Source organism: Streptomyces sp. NPDC046465 (assembly GCF_040646035.1).
In the GTDB taxonomy this organism is placed as follows: domain Bacteria; phylum Actinomycetota; class Actinomycetes; order Streptomycetales; family Streptomycetaceae; genus Streptomyces.
Genome location: NZ_JBEYZK010000014.1, coordinates 229051 through 255253 on the forward strand (window position 1 = coordinate 229051; position 26203 = coordinate 255253).

The 26203-nt window shown below is 71.2% G+C and carries 20 protein-coding genes; 10 read left to right on the forward strand and 10 right to left on the reverse strand.

Translation table 11 applies throughout. The features are described 5' to 3' along the window. Window positions 1–145 precede the first annotated feature (145 nt). The gene (locus tag ABZ953_RS23210; protein WP_361726867.1) at window positions 146–976 is read right to left on the reverse strand and encodes an IclR family transcriptional regulator; all 831 of its coding nucleotides are present in this window, start codon (window positions 974–976) and stop codon (window positions 146–148) included. Between the two features lie 189 nt (window positions 977–1165). Here ABZ953_RS23210 and ABZ953_RS23215 point away from each other — a divergent pair, with 189 nt between their 5' ends. Together ABZ953_RS23215 and ABZ953_RS23220 are read left to right on the forward strand one after the other, a co-directional pair. Next, a complete protein-coding gene (locus ABZ953_RS23215; protein WP_361726869.1) occupies window positions 1166–1531 on the forward strand; it encodes a bifunctional 3-phenylpropionate/cinnamic acid dioxygenase ferredoxin subunit in 366 nt (121 codons plus the stop codon). After that, the gene (locus ABZ953_RS23220; RefSeq protein ID WP_361726871.1) at window positions 1528–2763 is read left to right on the forward strand and encodes an FAD-dependent oxidoreductase; all 1236 of its coding nucleotides are present in this window, start codon (window positions 1528–1530) and stop codon (window positions 2761–2763) included. The genes ABZ953_RS23215 and ABZ953_RS23220 overlap by 4 nt, the downstream gene beginning before the upstream one ends. A gap of 54 nt (window positions 2764–2817) precedes the next feature. Here ABZ953_RS23220 and ABZ953_RS23225 read toward each other — a convergent pair whose 3' ends face one another. Beyond that, on the reverse strand, window positions 2818–3447 hold the full coding sequence (locus tag ABZ953_RS23225; protein WP_361726928.1) for a hypothetical protein: 630 nt from the start codon (window positions 3445–3447) through the stop codon (window positions 2818–2820). Between the two features lie 457 nt (window positions 3448–3904). On the opposite strand from ABZ953_RS23225, the gene ABZ953_RS23230 reads away from it, so the two are divergent. From ABZ953_RS23230 to ABZ953_RS23250, 5 genes are read left to right on the forward strand one after another with little or no spacing between them, the layout of a single operon-like run. After that, window positions 3905–6700: a nitrate- and nitrite sensing domain-containing protein gene (locus ABZ953_RS23230; RefSeq protein WP_361726873.1), complete on the forward strand. Its 2796-nt coding sequence runs from the start codon at window positions 3905–3907 to the stop codon at window positions 6698–6700. Then, window positions 6697–7137 (forward strand): roadblock/LC7 domain-containing protein, encoded by a 441-nt coding sequence (locus ABZ953_RS23235; RefSeq protein ID WP_361726875.1) that lies wholly within the window; start codon window positions 6697–6699, stop codon window positions 7135–7137. The genes ABZ953_RS23230 and ABZ953_RS23235 overlap by 4 nt, the downstream gene beginning before the upstream one ends. A gap of 9 nt (window positions 7138–7146) precedes the next feature. Then, window positions 7147–7596, forward strand: coding sequence for a DUF742 domain-containing protein (locus ABZ953_RS23240; protein ID WP_361726877.1), 450 nt, complete (start codon window positions 7147–7149; stop codon window positions 7594–7596). Between the two features lie 25 nt (window positions 7597–7621). Then, the gene (locus ABZ953_RS23245) at window positions 7622–11266 is read left to right on the forward strand and encodes a hydantoinase B/oxoprolinase family protein (RefSeq protein ID WP_361726879.1); all 3645 of its coding nucleotides are present in this window, start codon (window positions 7622–7624) and stop codon (window positions 11264–11266) included. Beyond that, window positions 11247–11852, forward strand: a complete 606-nt coding sequence (locus tag ABZ953_RS23250) for an ATP/GTP-binding protein (RefSeq protein ID WP_361726881.1) — start codon at window positions 11247–11249, stop codon at window positions 11850–11852. The genes ABZ953_RS23245 and ABZ953_RS23250 overlap by 20 nt, the downstream gene beginning before the upstream one ends. Window positions 11853–11952: 100 nt before the next feature. On the opposite strand, the gene glpK is transcribed toward ABZ953_RS23250, so the two are convergent. The 5 genes from glpK to ABZ953_RS23275 form a co-directional block, all read right to left on the reverse strand. After that, window positions 11953–13473 (reverse strand): glycerol kinase GlpK, encoded by a 1521-nt coding sequence (glpK, locus tag ABZ953_RS23255; protein ID WP_361726883.1) that lies wholly within the window; start codon window positions 13471–13473, stop codon window positions 11953–11955. Between the two features lie 22 nt (window positions 13474–13495). Then, window positions 13496–14251: an MIP/aquaporin family protein gene (locus ABZ953_RS23260; protein WP_361726885.1), complete on the reverse strand. Its 756-nt coding sequence runs from the start codon at window positions 14249–14251 to the stop codon at window positions 13496–13498. Window positions 14252–14603: 352 nt separating this feature from the next. Next, window positions 14604–15794 carry a lipid-transfer protein gene (locus ABZ953_RS23265; protein ID WP_361726887.1) on the reverse strand — a complete coding sequence of 397 codons (1191 nt, stop codon included), beginning with the start codon at window positions 15792–15794 and terminating at the stop codon, window positions 14604–14606. After that, window positions 15791–16216, reverse strand: coding sequence for a zinc ribbon domain-containing protein (locus ABZ953_RS23270; RefSeq protein ID WP_361726929.1), 426 nt, complete (start codon window positions 16214–16216; stop codon window positions 15791–15793). Before ABZ953_RS23270 ends, ABZ953_RS23265 begins: the two co-directional genes overlap by 4 nt. Window positions 16217–16430: 214 nt before the next feature. After that, complete coding sequence (locus ABZ953_RS23275) at window positions 16431–17273, reverse strand: M15 family metallopeptidase (RefSeq protein WP_361726889.1); 843 nt, start codon at window positions 17271–17273, stop codon at window positions 16431–16433. A gap of 73 nt (window positions 17274–17346) precedes the next feature. Between ABZ953_RS23275 and ABZ953_RS23280 the strand changes: the two genes are divergently transcribed. Next, on the forward strand, window positions 17347–17877 hold the full coding sequence (locus ABZ953_RS23280; RefSeq protein ID WP_361726891.1) for an NUDIX domain-containing protein: 531 nt from the start codon (window positions 17347–17349) through the stop codon (window positions 17875–17877). A 91-nt stretch (window positions 17878–17968) separates the two neighbouring features. On the opposite strand, the gene ABZ953_RS23285 is transcribed toward ABZ953_RS23280, so the two are convergent. Then, window positions 17969–20329 (reverse strand): glycoside hydrolase family 31 protein, encoded by a 2361-nt coding sequence (locus ABZ953_RS23285; protein WP_361726893.1) that lies wholly within the window; start codon window positions 20327–20329, stop codon window positions 17969–17971. 213 nt (window positions 20330–20542) lie between these two features. Here ABZ953_RS23285 and ABZ953_RS23290 point away from each other — a divergent pair, with 213 nt between their 5' ends. After that, window positions 20543–22528, forward strand: a complete 1986-nt coding sequence (locus ABZ953_RS23290) for an acetoacetate--CoA ligase (RefSeq protein ID WP_361726895.1) — start codon at window positions 20543–20545, stop codon at window positions 22526–22528. An 88-nt stretch (window positions 22529–22616) separates the two neighbouring features. Then, a complete protein-coding gene (locus ABZ953_RS23295; RefSeq protein WP_361726897.1) occupies window positions 22617–23510 on the forward strand; it encodes a hypothetical protein in 894 nt (297 codons plus the stop codon). A gap of 63 nt (window positions 23511–23573) precedes the next feature. Here ABZ953_RS23295 and ptsP read toward each other — a convergent pair whose 3' ends face one another. Both ptsP and ABZ953_RS23305 read right to left on the reverse strand, forming a co-directional pair. Then, window positions 23574–25244 carry a phosphoenolpyruvate--protein phosphotransferase gene (gene ptsP, locus ABZ953_RS23300; protein ID WP_361726899.1) on the reverse strand — a complete coding sequence of 557 codons (1671 nt, stop codon included), beginning with the start codon at window positions 25242–25244 and terminating at the stop codon, window positions 23574–23576. 77 nt (window positions 25245–25321) lie between these two features. Further along, window positions 25322–25771, reverse strand: a complete 450-nt coding sequence (locus tag ABZ953_RS23305) for a PTS glucose transporter subunit IIA (RefSeq protein ID WP_361726901.1) — start codon at window positions 25769–25771, stop codon at window positions 25322–25324. Between the last annotated feature and the right edge of the window lie 432 nt (window positions 25772–26203).

A 26203-nucleotide genomic window follows, 5' to 3' on the forward strand; every position in this document is an offset into this window, starting at 1 on the left:
CTTCGCGATTCCGTGGGAGCACCGGGGGAGCGGGCGGCGCACAGGAGGGCGGGGCCGGAACTTCCCGGCCCCGCCCTCAGACGTCCGTACGCTGCGGCGGCGAGCCGATTCTCATAAGCCGCGCCCCCTCAAAGGCCGTGCGCCCTCAGAAGCCGTATCCCATCCGGCGGGAGAGCTCGACGGCCGCCGCGACGGTGCGCTTGGCGAGCTCGGTGAGCCGCTCCTCGGTCACCCGGTAGACCGGCCCCGACGCGCTGAGCGCCCCGATCACCTTGCCGTCGTGCGCGCGCACCGGCGCGGCCACGGCGGCGAGGCCCACCTCCAACTCCTCGACGGCGACGGCGAAACCCTGCTCGACCACTGTCTCGAGGTCGGCGCGCAGCGCCGCCGTGCCGGTCACCGTGCGGTCGGTCAGGCGCGGCAGTGTGCGGGCCATCAGGCCCTCGCGCAGCGTCGTCGGAAGGTGCGCGAGCAGCACCTTTCCGCTGGACGTCGCGTGCAGCGGGGTGCGCCGGCCCAGCCAGTTCTGCGCGGTCACCGAGGCGGGTCCGCGGGCCTGCATGATGTTGACCGCGGCGTCGTCGTCAAGGACCGCGATGTTGACCGTCTCGCCCAGCTCGTCCGCGAGTTCACGGCAGACCGGGCCGCCCTCCTGGGAGATGTCCATGCGCACTGCCGCCGCCCCCGCGAGGCGGAGTACACCCGCACCGAGGAAGTACTTCCCGCGGTCCTTCGCCTGACCGACCAGGCCGCGGTTCTCCAGCACCCCGAGGAGCCGGAAGGCCGTCGACTTGTGGACGCCCAACTCGTCGGCGATCTCGGTGACTCCGGCCTCCCCGTGCCGCGCGAGGATCTCCAGAACGCTCACCGCGCGGTCCACGGACTGGACGGATCCGGCCGCCCCCTTCGGCTGCCTCTCCTGCGGTTTCCCGCCCGGCGCCCTGTCCTGATCAGCCTGTTTCCGCTCGCCCGTCATATCTGAACTCTCACCACCTGGCGGCCTGTTGAAGCCGCGTCTTCGGGAAGCCCTTGACGCGATGGGCACCCCACCCGGATTCTGTTGCGCATAGCGCTCCCTCGTGCGCCATGCGAAACATCATGTTACCGAAGGGTCTTGGCCCCCAGAGGGGCCGGGACCGGGCCGAATGACACCAGAGGGGGGCCCATGATCCCCGTATGCCGCCTTGAAGACCTCCCCGCGGGCGAGTCCGTCCGCCTCGACACCACGCCGCCCGTCGCGGTGTTCAACGCCGACGGCGAGCTCTTCGCCATCGACGACACGTGCAGCCACCAGAACGCCTCCCTGTCGGAGGGGTGGCTTGAGGGCTGCCTGGTCGAATGCCCGCTGCACGCAGCGTCATTCGATCTTCGGACCGGCAGGCCCACCTGCCTGCCCGCGCGCCGTCCCGTACGCACCCACCAGGTGTACGTCGAGGACGGCATCGTCCAGGTCCGCCTCGCCACCGACCTCGCCACCGACCTCGGCCGCGTCACCGGCGCGGGAGCCGCCGAGAAGGGATCCGCGGCATGAGGACCGTCATCGTGGTGGGCGCCTCGCTCGCCGGACTGTACGCGGCGCGGGAACTGCGCGCCCAGGGGTTCGACGGCCGCCTCACCGTCGTCGGCGCGGAACAGCACCGCCCGTACGACCGGCCGCCCCTGTCCAAGGACTTCCTCACCGGCGGCGGGGACGAGCGGCAACTCGACCTCTGTGACGAAGAGGAGACGGCGGAACTCGACGCCGAGTGGATGCTCGGCACCCGTGCGCGCGCCCTCGACGCGCCCGGCCGCACGGTCGTCCTGGACGACGGCCGCACCCTGGCGGGCGACGGGGTCGTCATCGCCACCGGCGCCCGCGCGCGCCGACTCCCCGGGCCCCCGCTCGCGGGTGTCCACACTCTGCGCACCCTGGACGACGCCCGTGCCCTGCGGGCGGAGCTGACCCGTGGACCGCGGCGCGTCGTGGTGATCGGCGGCGGCTTCATCGGGGCCGAGACGGCGTCCTCGTGCGTGGTCCTCGGCCACGAGGTCACGGTCGTCGAAGCCGCGCCGCTGCCGCTCGCGGCCCAACTCGGGCCGGAGATGGCATCGGTGTGCGCGCGGCTCCACGCCCGCGGCGGTGTACGGCTCCTTTCGGGTGTGGGCGTGACGGGACTGCGAAGCACGGGAAGCAACGGAGGCACCGGAGACACCGGAGGCACCGGAAGCGCCGTCACCGCCGTGGAGCTGTCCGACGGCCGGCTGCTGCCCGCCGATGTGGTCGTCGTCGGCATCGGGGCGGCACCCGACACCGGCTGGCTCGCGGGCTCGCCGCTCGCCGTGGACGCCGGTGTCCTGTGCGACGACGGCTGTGTCACCACGCTGCCGCAGGTCGTCGCGGTGGGGGACGTGGCCCGGGTGGGCGGGACCCGCGCCGAACACTGGACGAGCGCCACGGAGCAGCCCCGTGTCGCCGTGGCGAACCTGCTCGCCGGACGCACGGTGGAGTCGGTGCGCCCCCTGCCGTACTTCTGGTCGGACCAGCACGGCTCGCGCGTGCAGTTCGCGGGGCGGCGCGGCGAAGGCGACACCGTACGCGTCGTCGAGGGCTCGCCTGACGTCCTGGAGGAGGGTGGCTTCCTCGCCGTGTACGAGCGCGGCGGCCGGATCACGGCGGCCCTCGCGGTCGACCGGGCCCGGCCCTTCATGAAGATACGAAGGGAACTCGCTGCCGCCCGGCTGCCGGAGCCGACGGGACGCGTGACGGAGCCCGCGGGGGTCTGAGGGCGGTCGAAGACCCCGCCGCCCCCTTCGGCAGCCGAAGACCCCGTCATCCCCTCAGGGGTGCGACAACTGCCCCGACCCGCCGCGTCCTTGTATGCGCTCCTTGCCGCGCGCCGCGGCTCCGGACTGACGGCGAGCCCGGCGCCGCTCGCGCCGCAGCCGCCGCGCCGTGCTGCTCGGCACGGACACCACGCCGTGCCGCTGGTTCCACACCTGACGGGTCACCCATACGTCGAGCACGCCCCAGGTCGCCACGACCGTGCTGGCCACGCTGCTCAGAACCATGGGGAAGGAAAGCCAGGACCCGGCGAGGGCGGCCAGGACGGCGATCATCGCCTGTACGAGGGTGACCGCCACTATGATCACGGCCCGCACCGCGGCTGTCCGTACCGGATCGGGCAGCCGCCTCCTACGGGCGGGCTCCTCGACCCACAACGGCGGTCGCTGCACTGCCTGTTCGAACTCCTGCCCCTGCTCGTGCTCCTGCTCTGGCGGTTCCGGATGCTCCGGAATCGCCCACCGGGGAACCGGGCGCCGCCGTACGGGATCCTGCTGAGCCGGATTCCGCTGAACCGGGTTCTGCGCAGCCGGACTCCGTGGCCCCGGACTCCGCGCCGCCGCCTCATCCCTGCCGCCGACCGCGGCCCCGCTCCCCGACGCCCTGTGGCGCTCCACCGTGCTCATCATCTCGTCACTCCCCCCACTGCTTCGCGGCCGTTCATGGAACACGCTCGGGACACATCCTCTGGCCGTCCACCGGACCCAACTCACCAGTGGCTGCCCGTTTTACTGCGCTATATGTCGGCTGTCCGCCGATGTGCCCCTGAAGCCGCGACTCTCTTCCTCTTGGACGAACGAGAGATCCGAAAGATTCCCGCTCCGCTTCCACGGAGCGAAGAAATCCGGCCAACTGGCCTGCGTGGAAAGGCGGATGGAGTCGGGCGACAGGTGCCACATGCTGGGGCGCAATCTCCCGTAATGGAGGGACAACTGGGGACGCCTCTTTCACGTCACGGCTGAAAAGCGTTCGGATGCGCCTTCGAGTTGCCCGTGAGTCAGTAGTAGGCTCGCGCCGTTTGTTGACGCACATGTGTGCCCCTGGCCCGTGCAACGGCCGCAGGGGGCCGATCAGGGGGAGGCCATGCGCTTTCGCGGGAAGTCCATCCGCCGGAAGATCGTGGCGCTGCTGCTCGTGCCGCTGCTCTCCCTGACCGCTATCTGGGGGTTCGCCACCGTCATCACGGGGCGCCAGGCACTGAGCCTGATCGACACGGTGAACGTGGTCGACAAGCTCGCCTTCCCGGTAGAGGACACAGCGCGCGTCATCCAGCAGGAGCGCCGCCAGACTCTCGTCTATCTCGCCGACCCGCGGGCCTCGGACGCCCTGTCCGGGTTGCGCCGCAGCCGTCTCGCGACCGACAGGATGATCACCAAGATCCGGGCCAACGCCGAGGATCCGGACGTCCGCGACGCTGTCGGCGGAGACTCGCGCAAACGCCTCGACGAGCTCGTCGAGGCCTTCGACGGCATCCAGCCGCTGCGCAGGAGCGTCGCCGAGGGCACGATCACCAGGGCCGGCGCCCTGAACATGTACACCAAGCTGATCGATCCGTACTTCGACCTGCTCAGCACGCTCAACGGCTACTCCGGTCTCGACGACATGGAGTACGACCAGCAGGGGCGCGCGCTCGTCGGCGCGACCCGCGCGCGTGAACTGCTCTCCCGCGAGGACGCGGTGATCGGATCGGCGCTCGTCGCGGGCCGGATTACCAAGGCCGAGATCCGGCAGGTCACCGAGCTCCGCGCGCAGCGCACCCTCCTCTTCGAGGTCAACTTCGCGCAGCTCTCCGAGGAGGACCGCGGGCGCTACGAGCGCTACTGGAACGGCGCCGAGGCCCAGCAGCTGAACAAGGCCGAGAACAATGTCATCGAGTCCGGCACCCGGGCTCCGGATGTGGTGACCTCCAGCCACTGGGACGAGACGGCGGGCCGGGTCCTCAAGCAGCTCTCCGAACGGAACATCGAGGCGACCGACCGCTTCCAGGACCGTGTCGAACCAGCGGCCGTCGGCGTGATCGTGCGCGTCATCGCGGCCGGTGTGCTCGGTCTGCTCGCGCTCCTTGTCTCGCTCTTCCTCTCCGTACGCATCGGACGCAGCCTCATCCGCGACCTGCGCCGCCTGCGTCTGGAGGCCCACGAGGCGTCCGGCGTCCGGCTGCCGGGCGTGCTGCGCCGACTGGCGGCCGGCGAGCAGGTCGACGTGGAGACCGAGGCGCCCCGGCTGACGTACGGCAAGGACGAGATCGGGCAGGTCGGGCAGGCGCTGAACACCTTGCAGCGCGCCGCCGTCGAGGCCACCGTCAAACAGGCGGACCTGCGCCGCGGTGTCTCGGAGGTCTTCGTCAACCTCGCCCGCCGCAGCCAGGTCCTGCTGCACAAGCAGCTGACCCTCCTGGACACCATGGAGCGCAGGACCGAGGACACCGACGAACTCGCCGACCTCTTCCGCCTCGACCACCTGACCACCCGCATGCGGCGGCACGCCGAAGGCCTGGTGATCCTCTCCGGAGCCGCCCCCTCGCGGCAGTGGCGCAAGCCCGTCCAGCTCATGGACGTCGTCCGCGCCGCCGTCGCCGAGGTCGAGGACTACGAACGCATCGAGGTGCGCAGGCTGCCCCGCATCGCGGTCACCGGCCCCGCGGTCGCCGACCTCACGCACCTGCTGGCCGAGCTCCTGGAGAACGCCACGGTGTTCTCACCCCCGCACACCGGGGTGCAGGTCCTCGGCGAGCACGTCGCCAACGGCTTCACCCTGGAGATCCACGACCGGGGCCTCGGCATGACGCCCGACGCACTCCTGGACGCCAACCTGCGGCTCGCGGAGACCCCCGAGTTCGAACTGTCGGACACCGACCGGCTCGGCCTGTTCGTGGTCAGCAGGCTCGCGCAGCGCCAGCGCGTCCGCGTCTCGCTGCAGCCCTCTCCGTACGGTGGTACGACAGCCGTCGTCTTCATCCCCGAGTCCCTGCTCACCGACGACGTGCCCGACACCGGTGGCTACCGGCTCGACCGCCCGCAGAGCAAGGGCGCCGTGGCGGGCCCCGACAAGGTGGCCGACCGCACGGCGGCCCTCGCCCAGGTGCCCGTGCAGCTCCCGGGGCTGCCCGCCTCCGTACTCGACGGTCCCGTCGAACTGGAGGCGCCCGTCAGCCTCGCCGACCTGGACCGCTTCCCCGGCGCCCTCGACGACGAGGACAGCGAGCGCGGCGGTCTCTTCCGCCCGCGCCGCCGGGTGGCGGGCACGCCGGGCGAGCAGCACCAGCAGGCCCGCGACGACCACGAGGCGGGCCGCGCGGAGCCGACCCGCCTTGACGGCGGCCCCGCCCACCTGGACGACGACCCCGACGACGAGGCACACGGCGGCCCCGTGCCGCTGCCGCGCCGCAGGACCCCGAAGCTGGTCCGCTCGAACGGCCGTCCGGTGACGCACGCCAGGCCCCAGGACGGCAGGTTCCCCGCGGACAGGCCCCTGGCCCCGGCCGCCGAGGACGAGCTCCCTGAGCGCCCGCGACAGCCGGCCTGGCCCGATCTGTCCCCGCCGCACCGGGACGTCACTGCCGCCGCCGACGCACCGCCCGAGCCCCCTCGCCGCGGCCACCGCGCCGCGCCGCAGGACCGGAGCACCCCCACGACCGCTCCGGGCGGACTGCCCCGCCGAGTCCGGCAGGCCAGTCTCGCCCCGCAGTTGAAGGCCGGACCCGACCGCAGCCCCAAACCTGCCGAGACCCGGCCGGAGGAGCGTGACGCGGAAGAGGTCCGCAGCCGCATGGCCTCGCTCCAGCGGGGCTGGCAGCGCGGCCGCGACGAGAACGCCGCGGACGACGATGCCACGAACGGCACAGCACCAGGAACGACATCCGAGGGGGACGGTCGATGACCGCACCGAATGCCGACGCACGCACCACGACAACCGGGGGGCGGGGAGAGCTGAACTGGCTCCTCGATGATCTGGTCCAGCGCGTCGCCAGCATCCGCAAGGCACTCGTGCTCTCCGGCGACGGCCTGCCGACCGGCCTGTCGAAGAACCTGACCAGGGAGGACAGCGAGCACCTCGCGGCCGTCGCCTCCGGGTTCCACAGCCTCGCCAAGGGAGTCGGGCGGCACTTCGAGGCGGGCAGGGTCCGCCAGACCGTGGTCGAGCTCGACGACGCGTTCCTCTTCGTCACGGCCGCGGGCGACGGCAGCTGTCTCGCGGTCCTCGCGGACGCGGACTCCGACGTCGGCCTGGTGGCGTACGAAATGACGTTGCTGGTCAAGCGGGTGGGCGTGCATCTGGGGACGGCTCCGCGCACGGATCTGCCCGCCGGGGGGTAGTGGGAGGTCATGACTGACGACGGTCGAGGGACGCAGAGAACGACAGAGGCCAAGCGGAAATTAGCGGGCGCGCAGGAGACGGCCCGCTGGTTCGACGACGACGCGGGACCCGTGGTGCGGCCGTACGCGATGACACGCGGCCGCACCACGAGCACCGGGCAGCACCGGCTCGACCTGATCGCGGTCGTCATCACCGAGGGATGGGTGGCGTCCGGAGTCCCGGAGGCCGACCAGACGCTGTCTCCGGAGCACGTCGACATCGTCGAGCTCTGCCGCGACACGCCCCAGTCGGTCGCCGAGCTGGCGGCCGAGCTCGATCTGCCCATCGGTGTGGTCCGCGTCCTCATCGGCGACCTCGTCGAGGACGAACTGGTGCACGTGACCCGCCCCGTGCCCCCCGCCGAGCTGCCGGACGAGAGTATTCTGCGCGACGTGATCAGCGGCCTCCGGGCGCTCTGAGCAGCGCGGAAGCGGGAGTGAGAACGTGACTGGCTGGCAGTTCTGGGTCGACAGGGGCGGCACCTTCACCGATATCGTCGCGCGCCGCCCGGACGGCGGCCTGAGCACGCACAAGCTCCTCTCCGACAACCCCGCGCGCTATCGGGACGCGGCGGTCGCGGGCATCCGCGAACTGCTCGACGGCGCCGGGGCCGACGGCCCGGCGGACCTCGACGCCGTCCGCATGGGCACCACCGTCGCCACCAACGCCCTCCTGGAACGCAAGGGCGAACCCACGGCCCTGATCATCACCCGGGGCTTCCGCGACGCCCTGCGCATCGCCTACCAGAACCGCCCGCAGATCTTCGCCCGCGAGATCCTCCTCCCCGAACTCCTCTACGACCGGGTCATCGAGGTCGACGAGCGGGTCACCGCCGAAGGCGACGTCCTGCGCGCACCCGATCTGGAGGGCCTGGCGGGACCGCTGCGGGAGGCGTACGACGACGGCATCCGCTCCGTGGCGGTGGTCTGCGTGCACAGCCACCTGTACCCCGCCCACGAACAGGCCGTCGGCGAACTCGCCGCCCGTACCGGCTTCCCGCAGGTCTCGCTCTCCAGCGAGGTCAGCCCGCTCATGAAGCTCGTCCCGCGCGGGGACACCGCGGTCGCCGACGCCTATCTGTCGCCGGTCCTGCACCGCTACGTCCAGCACGTCGCCGACGAACTGGACGGCGTGCGGCTGATGTTCATGCAGTCGAACGGCGGACTCGCCGAGGCCGGCCAGTTCCGCGGCAAGGACGCGGTCCTCTCCGGCCCCGCGGGCGGCATCGTGGGCATGGCCCGCATGTCCCACCTGGCCGGTTTCGACCGCGTCATCGGCTTCGACATGGGCGGCACGTCGACGGACGTGTCGCACTACGCGGGCGCCTACGAGCGGGTCTTCACCACGCAGATCGCCGGGGTCCGGCTGCGTGCCCCGATGCTCGACATCCACACCGTCGCCGCGGGCGGCGGATCCGTGCTCCACTTCGACGGCAGCCGCTACCGCGTGGGCCCCGACTCGGCGGGCGCGACCCCCGGCCCGGCGAGCTACCGCGGCGGCGGGCCCCTCACCGTCACCGACGCCAACGTCGCCCTGGGCCGGGTACAACCCGACCACTTCCCCCGGGTGTTCGGCCCCGACGGGGACCAGCCGCTCGACGGTGAGCTCGTCCGGGACCGCTTCACGGCCCTGGCCGACGAGATCCGCGCGGCGACGGGCGACGACCGCACCCCCGAACAGGTCGCTGAGGGCTATCTGCGGATCGCGGTGGCGAACATCGCGGGCGCCGTCAAGCGCATCTCGGTCCAGAAGGGCCACGACGTCACGCGCTACGCCCTCACCACGTTCGGCGGCGCGGGCGGCCAGCACGCCTGCATGGTCGCCGACTCGCTCGGCATCCGCACCGTCCTCGTACCACCGATGGCCGGGGTGCTCTCCGCCCTCGGCATCGGACTCGCCGACACCACGGCCATGCGCGAACAGTCCGTGGAGACACCTCTCGCGGCGTCGTCGATGCCGCACGTCCTGAAGACCGCCGACGCCCTGGAGAGCGCCGCCCGCGACGAACTCCTCGCCGAGGACGTGCCGCCCGGCCGCATCCGCGTCACCCGCCGCGCCCAACTCCGCTACGACGGCACGGACACCGCCCTGACCGTGGAACTCACCGACCCGGACGCCATGACCCGGGACTTCGAGGACCGCCACCGCGCCACCTACTCCTTCGCCCTCGACCGGCCCGTCGTCGTCGAAGCCCTCTCCGTGGAGGCCACCGGCGTCACCGAACCACCCGACCTCTCGGCCCTCGCGGGCACGGTGGCCCGCGGCACCCCGCTCCAGGTCCGCCTGCACACCGGCGGTGCCTGGCGCGACGTACCCCTGCACCGCCGTACGGAACTGCCGCCCGGCGACACGGTCACCGGACCGGCGGTCATCGTCGAGGCCGGCTCCACGACCGTCGTGGACGATGGCTGGCGGGCAGCCACCACGGACGCCGGACATCTGGTCATGGAACGCGTCGCGGAGCCGGAGAGTTCCACCGCGAGCACCGCCGCGGACCCCGTCCTGCTCGAAGTCTTCAACAACCTCTTCATGTCCATCGCCGAACAGATGGGCGCCCGCCTGGAGTCCACCTCCCAGTCGGTGAACATCAAGGAGCGCCTCGACTTCTCCTGCGCGCTCTTCGACCCCGAGGGCAACCTCGTCGCCAACGCCCCGCACATCCCCGTCCACCTGGGCTCGATGGGCACCAGCGTGAAGGAGGTCATCGAGCGCCGCGGCAGCGCCATGCGCCCCGGGGACACCTACGCCGTCAACGACCCGTACCACGGCGGCACCCACCTGCCCGACGTCACGGTCATCACGCCGGTGTTCGACAGGCCGGGGGAGCACGGCACTTCGGGGGAGCGCATCCTCTTCCACGTCGCCTCGCGCGGCCACCACGCCGAGATCGGCGGCATCGCGCCCGGCTCCATGCCCGCCGACAGCCGCACCATCGAGGAGGAGGGCATCCTCTTCGACAACTGGCTTCTTGTAGAAGAGGGCCGTTTCCGCGAGACCGAGACCCGCGCCCTGCTCACTGACGCCCCCTACCCCTCGCGCAACCCGGACACCAACCTCGCCGACCTGCGCGCCCAGATCGCCGCCAACCGCAAGGGCGTCGACGAAGTCACCCGCATGATCGACGACTTCGGCCTCGACGTGGTCCAGGCCTACATGCGGCACGTCCAGGACAACGCCGAGGAATCCGTACGACGCGTCATCGACGTCCTCGAAGAGGGCGAGTTCGCCTATCCGACCGACTCGGGTGCCACGATCCACGTCCGCGTCACCGTGGACCGCGAGGAACGCTCGGCCACCATCGACTTCAGCGGTACGTCACCACAGCTCGCCACGAACTTCAACGCCCCCTTCGCGGTGGTCAACGCCGCCGTCCTGTACGTCTTCCGCACCCTCGTCGCCGACGACATCCCCCTCAACGACGGCTGCCTGCGCCCCCTGCGCATCATCGTGCCGCCCGGCTCGCTGCTCTCGCCCGAGCCGCCCGCGGCCGTCGTCGCCGGAAACGTGGAGACCTCACAGGCCATCACCGGCGCGCTCTACGCCGCCCTGGGCGTCCAGGCCGAGGGCTCCGGCACGATGAACAACGTCACCTTCGGCAACGACCACCACCAGTACTACGAGACGGTGGCCTCCGGCTCCGGCGCGGGCGACGGCTTCGACGGTGCACCCGTCGTCCAGACCCACATGACCAACTCACGGCTCACCGACCCCGAAGTCCTGGAGTGGCGGCTGCCCGTCCTCCTCGAGGAGTTCGCCGTACGCGAGGGCAGCGGCGGCAGCGGAAGACAGCGCGGCGGGGACGGCGCCGTGCGCCGCATCCGCTTCCGCGAGCCGATGACGGTCTCCACCCTGTCGCAGCACCGCAGGGTCGCGCCGTACGGCATGGCGGGCGGCGCCCCCGGAGCGCTCGGCGCCAACCGCGTGGAACGCGCTGACGGCACCGTCGAGGAGCTCGCCGGCAGCGACTGTGCCGACCTGGGCCCCGGCGACGTACTCGTGATCGAAACCCCCGGCGGCGGCGGATACGGACCGGCCCCGCGCGACACCACTGATCCAGGAGAAGTGAGCGATGATCTTCAGGCGTTCTGAGCGCGGCAAGGCCCCCGTCGAGCCTGTCACGCTGAAGATCCTCGTGGCGGGCGGCTTCGGCGTCGGCAAGACGACGCTGGTCGGCGCGGTCAGCGAGATCAAGCCGCTGCGCACGGAGGAGACCCTCAGCGAGGCCGGCCGCCCCGTCGACGACACGAGCGGTGTCGCCGGCAAGCACACCACCACGGTGGCCATGGACTTCGGCCGCATCACGCTGCGCGAGGACCTGGTCCTCTACCTCTTCGGCACGCCGGGGCAGGACCGCTTCTGGTTCCTCTGGGACGAGCTGGCCACCGGCGCGCTGGGCGCCGTGGTCCTCGCGGACACCCGCCGCCTGGAGGACTGCTTCGCCGCAGTCGACTACTTCGAGCGGCGCTCCATACCCTTCGTCGTCGGCGTCAACTGCTTCGAGGGCGCCTCCCGCTACCCCGCGGACACCGTGCGCCAGGCGCTCGACCTCGACGCCGAAGTGCCCGTCGTGCTGTGCGACGCACGCGACCGCGAGACGGTCAAAGAGGTCCTCATCGACGTCGTCGAACACGCGATGGCGCTGGCCGCCGCGGCCCGGGAACCCGCCACTACGTAGTACGCGGGCAGCCCGCGGCGACAGTTCCCGCGGCGACAGCTACGGCCCGTACCCCCGCCGACCGGGGTACGGGCCGCAGTTCCGTTGGGCCCGGCCGGTGTCAGCCCGCGCCGTCCTCCAGCCAGCCGAAGCTCCGCTCCACGGCCTTGTGCCAGTTGTGGAACTCGCGGTCCCGCGCATCGGCGTCCATCCGCGGTGTCCACTCCACGTCCTGCTGCCAGTGCGTCTTGAGCTCGTCGAGGTCGTTCCACACGCCGGTCGCGAGGCCCGCCGCGTACGCCGCGCCCAGACACGTCGTCTCGGAGACCTTGGGCCGGATCACCGGCACCCCGAGGACGTCCGCCTGGTGCTGCATCAGCAGGTTGTTCTTGGTCATGCCGCCGTCCACCTTGAGGGTGGTGATCCGCACGCCGGAGTCCTGGTACATGGCGTCCACGACCTCGCGGGTCTGCCAGCTGGTCGCCTCCAGGACCGCACGCGCGAGGTGCGCCTTGGTGACGTACCGGGTCAGGCCGGTGACGACGCCGCGTGCGTCGGAGCGCCAGTACGGGGCGTAGAGGCCGGAGAAGGCCGGCACGATGTACGCCCCTCCGTTGTCCTCCACGCTCGCCGCGAGCGGTTCGATCTCGTCGGCCGAGCGGATGATGCCCAGCTGGTCGCGGAACCACTGCACGAGGGCGCCCGTGATCGCGATGGACCCCTCCAGGCAGTACACGGGCGCCTCGGAGCCGATCTTGTACCCCATCGTCGTGAGCAGCCCGTTCTTCGACGCGACAGGCCGGTTGCCGGTGTTGAGCAGCAGGAAGCTGCCCGTCCCGTAGGTGTTCTTAGCCGTCCCCGTGTCGTAGCAGGCCTGTCCGAAGACGGCGGCCTGCTGGTCGCCGAGGGCGGAGGCGACGGGCACTCCGGAGAGCTGGCCCACGGCTGTCCCGTACACCTCGGCCGACGACCTGATCTCCGGCAGGATCGCCTCGGGGACGTTCATCGCCGAGAGGATCGAGGAGTCCCACTGGAGCGTCTGGAGGTTCATCAGCATGGTGCGGCCCGCGTTGGTGACGTCGGTGACGTGCTTGCCGCCGTCGGTGCCGCCCGTGAGGTTCCAGATCAGCCAGGAGTCGATGGTGCCGAAGGCGATCTCGCCGCGCTCGGCGCGGGCCCTGAGCCCCGGCACGTTGTCGAGCAGCCAGGCGGCCTTGGGCCCGGAGAAGTAACTCGCGAGGGGCAGTCCCGTCCGCTCCCGGAAGCGGTCCTGGCCGTCCGCGCCGCCCAGCTCGTTGCAGAGCCCGGACGTGCGGGTGTCCTGCCAGACGATCGCGTTGTGCACGGGCTTGCCGGTGGCGCGGTCCCACAGCACCGTGGTCTCGCGCTGGTTGGTGATGCCGAGGGCGCTCACCTGGTCGGCGCGGAGCCCGGCCTTGGCGATCGCCCCCGCGACCACCGCCTGCACCTTGGACCAGATCTCGGTGGCGTCGTGCTCCACCCAGCCCGGCTTGGGGAAGATCTGGCGGTGCTCACGCTGGTCCACGGCGACGATGGCGCCGTCCTGGTCGAAGATGATGCAACGGCTCGAGGTGGTGCCCTGGTCGATGGCGGCGACGAATTTCTCGGAGCTGTCCGGCATGGCTACCCCTTGACGAGAGGACTCAGAAGGCGACGTTGTAGATGAGGCCCGCGAGGGCTCCGCCGATCAGTGGTCCGGCCACCGGAATCCAGGAGTAACTCCAGTCGGACGTGCCCTTGTTCGGGATCGGCAGGAACGTGTGCACGATGCGCGGACCGAGGTCGCGCGCCGGGTTGATGGCGTAGCCCGTGGGGCCACCGAGCGAGAGACCGATGCCGACGACGAGGAAGGCCACGATGAGCGTCTGTGTGCCGGACTCGCCGAGCCCCTTGGTCAGACCGAAGGCGAGGATCGGCAGCACCAGCGCGACGGTCGCGATGACCTCGGTGATCATGTTGGCGACCGGGTTCCGGATCTCGGGGATGGTGGAGAAGATGCCGAGCGTCGGCGTCGGCTGGTGCACGCCCTCCGAGTCGCCCTTCGCCCCGCGCGAGACGTTGGCCTGGAACTGCGCGAAGTAGACGAGGTACGCGAGGACGGCGCCGAGCATCGCGCCGACCATCTGCCCGAGCAGATAGACCCAGACCTGGTCCCAGTCGCCGGTGTCGATCGCGATGCCGAGCGTGACGGCGGGGTTGAGGTGGCCACCGGAGAGCGGCCCCGCGGTATAGGCGCCGGCGAGCACGCCGAAGCCCCATCCGAAGGAGATGACGACCCACCCGGAGGCCTTCGCCTTCGAATGGCTGAGCGTGACGGCGGCGCATACGCCGGCGCCGAAAAGAATCAGAATCGCGGTGCCGATGATCTCACCGACGAAGACGTCCCCGTTCGAGTACATGGCGGCTCCTAGGCCCTCGCCCGGGGCGGTGCGCCCCGGTCCTCCGTGCAGGGTGCGTTTCCCACGACTACTGCCTGGATACGCCCGGCTGTTGCAGCCGGAGGCAGGGAGTCTCCCGCGCCCCGCCCGGCGTCCATGGCGAGCGTGCCGTCACAGTCGTACCGCCCATGGGGGATGGCCTGTTGACCAGGCCCTTCGCACAGGCCCTTCGCGCGCACAGAGGCTCTGGGCGCCGGGGGCCGAGGAGTGGCGACGCCGACTGACACCCGGAAGTGTTCACCGATGGTGATGGAGCGTCAAGGTCGCGGACGGCAACGGTTGACCGGGGCCCGGCAGGCCCCGCCGCCGGGTGTCAGCGCACCGCTACGACCGCGGAACCATGGCCGAACAGGCCTTGGTTCGCGGTGATCCCCACCCGTGCCCCTTCGACCTGCCGCGCCCCTGCGGCACCTCTCAACTGCCAGGTGATCTCGCAGACTTGGGCGATGGCCTGGGCGGGCACGGCCTCACCGAAGGACGCGAGGCCCCCGCTGGTGTTCACGGGCACGCGCCCGCCCGGCGCCGTCGCCCCGTCCCGGAGCAGCTTGGCCCCCTCGCCCTCGCCGCACAGCCCCAGGTCCTCGTACCACTGCAGTTCCAGGGCGGTCGACAGGTCGTAGACCTCGGCCAGCGATATGTCCTCGGGGCCGATGCCCGCTTCGTCGTACGCCGCCCGCGCGATGGACGCCCGGAACGTGCCGTCGGCCGGGTGCACGACCGCCGCCGAGTCGGTGGCGATGTCCGGCAGGTCGAGCACCGTGGTCGGATACGTCGGGGAGACCGTGGACACCGCGCGGATCCGCACCGGATCGGTCACTCCGTGCCGCCGCGCGAACTCCATGCCGGTGAGCACCAGGGCGGCGGCACCGTCCGAGGTGGCGCAGATGTCGAGCAGCCGCAGCGGGTCGGCCACGACGGCAGAGGCGGCGACCTCGTCGGCGGTGACGGTCTTGCGGTAGCGCGCGTTCGCATTGAGCGCGCCCGCTGCCGCGTTCTTCACCTTGACCTGGGCGAAGTCCTCCAGAGTGTCCCCGTGCACGGCCATCCGGCGGCGGGCGTAAAGCCCGAAGTAGGCGGGGTTGGTCGCCCCGAGGACCCGGAAGCGCAGCCAGTCGGGGTCGTCGGCCCGGTCCCCTCCGGCGGGCCGGAAGAACCCCTTGGGGGCCGCGTCCGCCCCGACCACCAGGACCACGTCGGCCATGCCCGCGAGGATCTGTGTACGCGCCGTGTTGATGGCCTGGGCGCCGGACGCGCACGCCGCGTACACGCTTGCGACGCGTGCGCCCTGCCAGCCGAGCGCTTTGGCGAAGGTCGCCCCGGCCACGTACCCGGGATAGCCGCCGCGCACGGTGTCCGCGCCGACGACCGAGCCCACGTCCCGCCACTCGATCCCGGCGTCCGCGAGCGCCGCTCGCGCGGCCTTCACTCCGTACTCGACGAACGAGCGCCCCCATTTGCCCCAGGGGTGCATGCCTGCGCCAAGCACCGCCACCTCGCCGGTCATGCGCCCACCCCCACGGGCCGCCAGTGCCATGTCGTCCAGGTCGTCTCGTCGTCCTCGTTCAGCACGCCCGGCACGGCCTCCACCTCCATGCCGACCTCGAGGTCCCCGACGGAGACCCCGGGAACCGACTGCCCGAGCACCACCATGCGCTCCGCCGCCAGCTCCACCGCGATCAACGTGTAGGGCAGCCACGGAAGTTCCGGGTCGGAGACATAGGGCGCCGGTGGCCGGTAGCGGCCGTCGGTGTACGACCAGACGCGCCCGCGCCGCGACAGCGGCACCTCGGTCAGCTCCCCGCCCCCGCAGCCGGGATTGCGGCAGAACCCGTCCTCGCGGGGGAAGAAGACGCAGGCGCACGCCGAGCAGCGTGTGCCCAGGAGGCGGAAGTCGTCACCCTCCCCGGTGAACCAGTGGGCCACCACGGGTGTGTGCGTACGCGACAAGGCTCCTCCAGGCAGCTGATCTGACGGAACGTCAGGAGTGTGCCACGGGCAACCGTATTCCGTTAGGGGGTACGAAGACCGAGGCGCAGTGAACCGGACAGCCCTCTCTTGCGTCCGAGTACCGGGGGAGGGTGTCCGGGACCGACGGGGGTGGCCCCGGACGCCCTCCCCGTAGCTGCCCGTACCGCTGCCCTCACTTCCCCCGCAGCGAGCTCCGCGCGACGGGAAAGTCGAAGTAGGTGTCGGGGAACAACTCCGGCTTGTGGGTGAAGTGCCACCACTCCTCGGGAAGGTTGGCGAAGCCCTCCCTGGAGAGCACGTTCCGCAGCAGATCGCGGTTGGCGCGCTGCTTTCCGGCGATCCGGGGATCGTCCGTGTGCGAGAGCGTGTCGAAGCAGTCGTAGCCCGTCCCCATGTCCACGGAGTTGTCCGGGAAGCGCTCGCTCCGCGGTCCGAAACAGGGCGTGAGCCGCTCGCCGGGAATGTACGGGCGGGTCGGCACCGCCGGCAGCCGCACCACGGTCAGATCCACTGTCGAACCCCTGCTGTGCCCGGACTTCTCCGCGATGTACCCGTCCGCGAACAGCCGCGACTTGTCGACATGCGGATAGAACTCCGCCTTCATGCGCTCGTCGTCGAGGTCCTTGGCCCAGCGTACGAAGTGGTCGACGGCCCGCTGCGGCCGGTAGCAGTCGTACACCTTCAGGGAGTAGCCCTTGCGAAGGAGGGCACGCTGCGCCTTGTGCAACGCCTTCGCGGTCGGCTCCGTCAGGATGCACATCGGCTTCCGGTAGCCGTCGACGGGCTCACCCACGAAGTTGTGCGGCGTGAAGTAGCGCATTTCCTGGATGATCGTCGGGTCCACGTCGCGCAGCGCGACGAACTCCTCGGGAGCCTTCGGCTCGGGCTTCGCGTGCGCGGGGGAGGGGGCGGAGGCCACGGCCAGCAGAGCGGCGGCACAGACGGCGAGGTTCCGCAGGGCGGGGAGGCTCCGCAGGGCGGAGAAATTCCGCGGGGAGGGGAGAAGTCCTGTCATGCCCCCTGCGTCTACCAGGACCCCGGGCACCCGCGAAAGACCGGCGCGTCGGCGATCGGATACAGTCCGCGGCGTGTCCGCATCCCCACACCACACCAACTCCCTTCCGAACAGCCACTGTTCCAGCTGTGGAGCCCCCTTCGAAGACCAGCCCTCCGGCGGGCCGCGCACCTGCCCCGCATGCGGCGCGGTGACGTACCGCAACCCGCTGCCCGTGGCGGTCGCCCTGCAGCCCGTGTATGACGCCCAGGGCACCGGCCTGGTCGTCGTGACCCGCACCATCGCTCCCGCGCGCGGAGGCATCGCCCTGCCCGGCGGGTTCATCGACGACAGGGAGGACTGGCGTCATGCCGTCGTCCGCGAACTCAAGGAGGAGACCGGCATCGGCGCGGAAAGCCGCGACGTCCGCCTCGCCGACGCCATGAGCGCCCCCGACGGCTACCTGCTCCTCTTCGGCCTCCTCCCCGAACGCCCCGCCGCCGACCTGCCGGCGTCCGTGGCGACAGACGAGACCGAAGGCTGGGACGTGCTGCGCCGACCGGACGAACTCGCCTTCCCGCTGCACACGGTGGCGGCAAACGCGTGGTTCGAGGGCCGCTACTGACCCTCCGAGGGCCGCTACTGACCACCGTCCCTGGGCCGCTACTGACCCTCCGGGGGCAGCAGACCGCCTTGCAGAGAGCCACAACTGACCTTCAGCCGCCGAGTCCCCGTACCCGCACCGGACGACCCGGTGCGGGCCCGGCGTCGCCGTCCCGCTCCACCACCACACGCCCCCCGCTCCACCGCGTCGTGAACCGCTCCAGCTCCGCCTCCGCCCACCCGTCACCCGCGTCGGCGATCACGAGGCCACCGCCCGCGCCCCCCGCGGCGGGCGCCCACGCCTCCAGCTCAAGACCGCCGTCACACCCCCGCACCGGCAGCACCGTGCCCGCGCGCGCGAACACCGGAACGCGCGACAACGGAGCCTCCACGAGCACCTTGCCCGGCCCTTCGTACGCCGTGCCGGTCGTAGTGTCGTACCAGCGCCCCCGCGGCAGCCGGACCGCCCTGTGCACCGCACCGCTCTCGAGCACCGGCGCCACCAGCAGCGAGTCCCCGAGCAGGAACGCGTCCTCACAGTCCCGCAGCGCCCGGTCCTCGGGAGAGCCCCACCACAGGGGCCGCACATACGGAGCGCCCGTGCGCCGCGCGAGATGGGCCAGCGTCACGAAGTACGGCAGCAGCCGTCGGCGTTCGGCGAGCACCTCACGCGCGTGCCCGAGCACCTCGTCACCGAACTCCCACGGCTCGCGCCGCCCCGCCGTGATCGCCGCGTGCGTACGGAAGAGCGGGAGATACGCCCCCAGCTGGAACCACCGCAGATACAGCTCCGGCGACGGACTGCCGTCGAACCCGCCCACATCCGGACCCGAATACGGCACACCGCACAGACCCAGCCCGAGGACCAGCGAAAGCGACGCCCGCAACCCCGGCCAGCCCGTGGACACATCGCCGGACCACGTCCCTCCGTAGCGCTGCATCCCCGCCCAACCGGAACGCGAGAACAAGAAGGGCCGCTCTTCGGGGCGCAGCCTGCGCAGCGCCTCGTACCCGGCGCGCGCCATCGCCAGGCCGTACACGTTGTGGGCCTCCCGATGGTCACCACCACGCCCCTCCAGGGAATGCCGTGCCGACCGCGGCAGCGTCGCCTCCCCGAACGCGGCGAACGACACCGGCTCGTTCATGTCGTGCCAGAAGCCCGAGAACCCCTGATCGAACCGCTCTTCGTAGAGCGTGCCCCACCACTCCCGCGCGCGCGGGTCGGTGAAATCCGGATACACCGACTCTCCAGGCCATACGACACCGCGCACCGGTCGCCCCTCGGCATCCCGCACGAAAGCATCGGCCGCCGCCCCACTGTCGTACACCTCGACGCCCGGCTCGGACTTCACCGCCGGGTCGACGATCGAGACCAGCCGGATCCCGTCCCTGCCCAACTCGTCCGCGAACTGCGGCAGTTTCGGATAACGCTCCTTGTCGACGGTGAACACCTGGTGCGCGTCGTAGTGGTCGATGTCCAGATGGACGGCGTCCAACGGCAGTCCACGCCCCTGGTACCCCGCGACGACCCGGCGCACCTCCTGCTCGCTGCCGAAGCCCCAGCGCGCGTGATGGTGCCCGAGCGCCCACGAGGGCGGCAGCGCCGGTGGACCGGTGAGCGACGCCCAGGTGTGCAGCACGCGCGGGGGAGTGCCCACCATCGTCCAGGACCGCAGCGGACCGCCGCTCATCCGCACCTCGCACGCACCGGCCCGGTCGTGACCCGAACCGGCACCCTCCACACCCTCGTGCACCGTGACCTCGCCGTCCCACGAGTTGTCGTGGAAGACCAGGTGCGTGCCGGCGTCGGCCACCACCATCTGCACCGGCATCGTGATGTACAGAGGATCGTCGTCCGGCCCGAACGAACCACCCGGATCGGTGTTCCACAGCCGGTACGTCCCGTTCCGCAGCCGCGGCCCCCCGGACCGCCCGCCGAGGCCGAAGAACCGGGCGTCCGCCGCCACCTCCGACCGCTGCAGCCAGCGCGCCGCACCCCCCTCCGCAGGCTCCCACCAGCGCGGCGGCAGATCCCGCCGCAGCATCACACCGCCCGGCGTGCGCAGCTCGACCGCCCCGTGCCGCGACACGACGACCGTCGCCCGCTCCGACACGACCCGCCAGCCGCCCTCCTTGTCGGGTTCCAGGACAGCCCGTGGATCCGGCTCGGGGCTCCGGCACGACAGCGCGTACGACGGCCCGGGCTCCGCCCCGTCCCAGCCGAGGAAGACCGCCCCGCCGACCGTCACCCGCACCCGCAGCTCCGAGCGCGCGAACCGCACCACACCGCCACCGGGCGCCGGTTCCATCCCCGTCACAGCACCCGGCACCCGGGCCCGTTCCGTGTCCCGGGGCGCCAGCCCCTTCGCGTCCGCCCGCCACCTGCGCCAGGAGGAGCGCACCGTGCGCAACCCCTGCGCCGTGCCGACCATGCCGACCGCCTTCACCGAACGCACCAGGTCACGACCGTTCATGCTGCTCACCCTGCCACCGAAGAAGCCATGTGTGTGCCGCGTTCAACTGCCGTTCACCTGGGGCGACGACACATGTCCGCGGGGTCGACCGTGTGGGGAACACCCTGGTGTGGAAGTCGATCACGTGGCATCGTCCCTTTCAGCCGTGTTCACGCGCACACCCAGCACGTGCGCACTCCACGCATACGACGCGTACAGTCCGGGAGCCGCCCCATGACGTCCTCAGCGAACCCTGCGCCGCTCTGGCAGCCGAGCCCGGGGAGGATCGCCGCCGCGCAGGTCACCCGATTCCAGGCCTGGGCGGCCGAGCACTACGGAGCCCCGGCCGACGGGGGCTACGAAGCGCTGCACCGCTGGTCGGTGACCGAGCTCGAGACGTTCTGGAAGGCCGTCACCGACTGGTTCGACGTCCGCTTCACCACGCCCTACGCGCGCGTGCTGGGCGACCGCTCCATGCCGGGCGCCGAGTGGTTCCCCGGAGCGACCCTCAACTACGCCGAGCACGCACTGCGAGCCGCCGAGGACCCCGCGCGCGCGGACACCCCCGCGATCCTCCACGTCGACGAGAGCCACGACCCACAGCCCGTCACCTGGGCCGAGCTGCGCCGCCAGGTCGGCTCCCTGGCCGCGGAGCTGCGCAACCTCGGCGTACGCCCCGGAGACCGCGTCAGCGGCTACCTGCCGAACGTCCCGCAGGCCGTCGTCGCCCTCCTGGCCACAGCCGCCGTCGGCGCCGTCTGGACCTCGTGCGCCCCCGACTTCGGCGCCCGCAGCGTCCTGGACCGCTTCCAGCAGGTCGAACCGGTCGTCCTCTTCACCGTCGACGGCTACTGCTACGGAGGCAAGCAGCACGACCGCCGCGACACCGTCGCCGAGCTCCGCTCCGAACTGCCGAGCCTCCGCGCCGTCGTCCACATTCCGCTGCTCGGCACGGACGCCCCCGACGGCGCCCTGGAATGGTCGGCCCTCACCTCGGCGGACGTTGCCCCCACCTTCGAAGCGGTGCCTTTCGACCACCCCCTGTGGGTGCTCTACTCCTCGGGCACCACCGGCCTGCCCAAGGCCATCGTCCAGTCCCAGGGCGGCATCCTCGTCGAACACCTCAAGCAGCTCGGCCTGCACTGCGACCTCGGCCCCGACGACCGCTTCTTCTGGTACACCTCGACCGGCTGGATGATGTGGAACTTCCTCGTCTCCGGCCTCCTGACGGGCACCACGATCGTCCTGTACGACGGCAGCCCCGGCCACCCCGACACCGGCGCCCAGTGGCGCATCGCGGAGCGCACCGGAGCCACCCTCTTCGGTACCTCCGCCGCCTACGTGATGGCCTGCCGGAAGGCGGACGTCCACCCCGCCCGCGACTTCGACCTCTCCCGCATCACCTGCGTCGCCACGACCGGGTCCCCGCTGCCGCCCGACGGCTTCCGCTGGCTGCACGACGAATTCGCCGACACCCCCGGCGGCCTGTGGACGGCATCGGTCAGCGGCGGGACGGACGTCTGCTCCTGCTTCGCCGGAGCCGTCCCCACCCTCCCCGTCCACATCGGCGAACTCCAGGCCCCCTGCCTGGGCACCGACCTGCAGTCATGGGACCCCCAGGGCAAGCCGCTCATCGACGAAGTCGGCGAACTGGTCGTCACCAACCCCATGCCGTCCATGCCCATCCGCTTCTGGAACGACCCGGACGGCATCCGCTACCACGACAGCTACTTCGACACCTACCCCGGCGTCTGGCGCCACGGAGACTGGATCACCCTCACCTCACGGGGCTCCGTGGTCATCCACGGCCGTTCCGACTCCACGCTCAACCGCCAGGGCGTACGCATGGGTTCGGCCGACATCTACGAAGCCGTCGAACGGCTCCCCGAGATCCGCGAAACCCTCGTCATCGGCGTCGAACAGCCCGACGGCGGCTACTGGATGCCCCTCTTCGTCCACCTCGCCGACGGCGCCGCCCTCGACGACGCCCTGCGCGAACGCATCAAGCTGACGATCCGTGAGCAGTGCTCGCCGCGCCACGTCCCCGACGAGGTCATCGAGGTCCCCGGCATCCCGCACACCCTCACGGGCAAGCGCATCGAGGTCCCCGTCAAGCGCCTCCTGCAAGGGACGCCTCTGGACAAAGCAGTCAACCCGGGCTCGGTCGACCGCCTCGAACTCCTCGACTTCTACGCCGACCTGGCCCGCAAACGAGCCTGAAGGCCACGCCTTCCCCCAGCTCAGCAGCCGTTGTCAGTGCCTCCCGTTACTGTGAGTGAGCATTGATCGACCGAATGCAGGGGGAAGCATGACGCACGCTCGGCACGACACCATGCGACGCGCACTGCGCCGCGAAGTCGCCGGAACCATCGGCCTGCTGGCCGACGAGGAGGACTTCGCGGCCATGCGCCGCTACCGCACCTTCACCTTCGACGACCACGAGACCTACCTCCGCCAGGTCGAGGGACTCCTCAGGACCCTCGCCTCCCAGGGCAGGCACACCACCGTCGCCCTCTTCGACCCCGAGGACTACGCTCAGTTCTGCGCGGAGAGCGGCCTGGACCCCGACACCCCGGACAGCCGCACCCGCTTCACCGCGGAACTGGCCTCGGACGGCCCCTCCGTTCCGTACGAGGGCCAGCCCCTCACCGACCTCGTCCCCGACCTGGTCGACGAAGCGGTCCGCCAAGCCACCTGGGAGTACGCGACGCTGGTGCTCGCCCGCACGGGCCCCTGCGCGACCTGCGGCGAGGACATCGGACGAGCAGCCTTCGCCCGCGCCTCCGAACTGATCACCCGCGCCCTCGACACCTCGGGCCCGGGCACCAGGCACCTCGTGTGCAGCGTGCCCTCCGACCCCGAGACGCTCCTCGCCGCACTGCACGTCGAGATCGCCGCCGACGGCCGGGCCATGCTCGACGACACCGAAGCCCTGGAGTTCGCCACGGTCCTCGCGGTCGGCATCGCCACCCACCGCGCGGCCGGCATGGTGCTGCGCTCCAGCGCCGACGGCACACGCGACCGTGTCCAGGGCTGGCGCATGAGCGGCGGGCGACTCCAGCCCCTCACCGCGGCCGAGGTCTTCGACGCGTACTGCACCGACGCCCTCTCGGGAGAGCTCGTCTCCCCGGAATCAGGCGTCGACTACTGCGCGGCACCCGACCTCGAAGAAGGTGATCCCGAAGGGGGCCACACCCACTGAACGACCAGGGGCGCCCCACCAACCGGTGGGGCGCCCCTCGAAAAAGCAGAGCAGAGCGGACAGCTACTCGCCCGACAGCACCGCCTGCGCAGCCGTGCGGGCCTCTTCGGCACTGTCCGCGGCGCGCGCGGCCGAAGCGGCACGCTCGCACTGCGCCAGCGTGTACTTCCCGAGCGTCGCACGCACGTAAGGAATGGACGCCGCACCCATCGAGAGAGAGGTGACACCGAGACCGGTCAGCACACACGCGAGCAGCGGGTCGGAAGCCGCCTCGCCACACACGCCACAGCTCTTGCCCTCGGCCCTGGCCGCCTCGGCGGACAGCGAGACCAGGTCGAGCAGCGCGGGCTGCCACGGGTCCTGCAGCCGGGACACGGCGCCCACCTGACGGTCGGCGGCGAAGGCGTACTGCGCGAGGTCGTTGGTGCCCAGCGAGAGGAACTCGACCTCCTGCAGGATCGAGCGCGCCCGCAGGGCGGCCGAGGGGATCTCGACCATCGCACCGAACTTCGCCCGCAGCCCCGCCTCGCGGCACGCGTCGGCGAAGGCCTTGGCGTCGGCACGGTCGGCCACCATCGGGGCCATGACCTCGAGGTAGACGGGCAGGCCCTCGGCGGCCTTGGCCAGCGCGGTCAGCTGTGTGCGCAGTACGTCGGGGTGGTCGAGCAGCGACCGCAGCCCGCGCACGCCGAGGGCCGGGTTCGGCTCGTCGGCGGGCGTGAGGAAGTCCAGCGGCTTGTCCGCGCCGGCGTCCAGCACCCGGACGACGACACGGCCCTCGGGGAAGGCCTCCAGCACCTTGCGGTACGCGTCGACCTGCTTCTCCTCGGACGGCGCCTTCGTGCTGTCGTCCAGGAAGAGGAACTCGGTACGGAACAGGCCGACGCCCTCGGCCCCCGCGTCGACGGCCGCCGGCACGTCGGCGGGACCGCCGACGTTGGCGAGCAGCGGCACCTTGTGCCCGTCGGACGTGGCACCCGGCCCGGTCGCGGCGGCCAGCGCGGCCTTGCGCTCGGCGGCGGCAGCCTCGAGCTGCTCCTTCTTCTCCGCGCTCGGGTCCACGAAGATCTCACCGGTGCTGCCGTCCACGGCCACGACCGTGCCCTCGGCGAGCTCACCCGCCCCCGGCAGCGCGACGACGGCCGGCACTCCGAGCGCCCGCGCCAGGATCGCGCTGTGACTCGTGGGCCCGCCCTCCTCGGTGACGAAGCCGAGGACGAGAGCCGGGTCGAGCAGCGCGGTGTCCGCGGGCGCGAGGTCACGGGCGATCAGCACGTACGGCTCGTCGCTGTCCGGGACGCCCGGCATCGGCACGCCGAGAAGGCGGGCGACGATGCGGTTCCGCACGTCGTCGAGGTCCGCCACCCGACCGGCCATGTACTCCCCGGCACCGGCAAGCAGTTCGCGGTAGTGGGAGAAGGCGTCGTAGACGGCACGCTCGGCCGTGCTGCCGACGGTGATGCGCCGGTCGACGTCGGACATGAGCTCCGGGTCCTGGGCGATCATGGCCTGCGCTTCGAGCACCGCCTGGGCCTCGCCACCGGCCAGATGACCGCGCGCGTTCAGGTCGGCCGCCACAGCTTCCACGGCCTGGCGAGCACGCCCCTGTTCGCGCTCGGCCTCCTCCGCGGGAATCTGCTTGGCGGGCGGCTCGAGAACCGCCGTGCCCATGTGCCGAACCTCGCCGATCGCCACACCGTGGCTCACACCGACGCCTCGCAGCGTTGTCTCCATTTCACCCGTCTCCGGTTGTGCGACGGGCCCAGCCGCCGCGGTGGTTGTCGTACCTGCCGTCAGCGACGGCGATGACGTCACTTCCAGCTGAAGAGCGCGTCGCCGGCCTTCACTTCGCCGTCCTCGACGAGGTCGGAGAGGGACTCCGCCGTGGCCTCGAGTGCCACGATCGGGCACACCGGCGACTTGCCGGCGGCCTCGACGGCGGCCGGGTCCCAGCGCACCACGGCCTGGCCGCGCCGCACGGTGTCGCCCTTGTTGACGAGGAGCTCGAAGCCCTCACCGTTGAGTTGCACGGTGTCGATGCCGAGGTGCGTCAGCACGCCATGACCCTGATCATCGACCACCACGAACGCGTGGGGGTGAAGAGAGACGACGATGCCGTCCACGGGAGACACGGCCTCGGAAGGCTCGCGCGCGGGATCGATAGCCGTGCCAGGCCCGACCATCGCGCCCGAGAACACGGGATCAGGTACAGCAGAGAGCCCGATGGCGCGTCCTACAAGCGGGGACGAAACACTGGTCATGGCAAGCCTCCCAGGGGGTGGAGATTCATAGTCGCCGCCACTACCTGTCCTGGACGACGCACTGTTCAGAAGGGTAAGTCATAAGAAGTCCCGGTTCCGCATGAGAGGTCCCGGTTGGCGGACGTAGAGGAGGTGCACAAACGATTTGCACCTGCCCGGGGCCCGATGTACAGTCGGACTCCTGCCTGAGGCCGTGGGGCGCACTAAGCGCCCGGTCCCGGCGGCAACCTTCACGTCAGATCCTATCCCTGGGTCCGTCCCCGCATGTCTGCGGTGGTCGTGGTCAGAGAGTCGAATAGGACCTGATAAAGTCGGAACCGCCGGAAAGGGAAACGCCAAAGCCGAAAGGCCGGAGCGGGAACCGGAAAGGCACCGAGGAAGTCGGACACGAAAGAGTCTGATAGAGTCGGAAACGCAAGAACGAAGTAACGA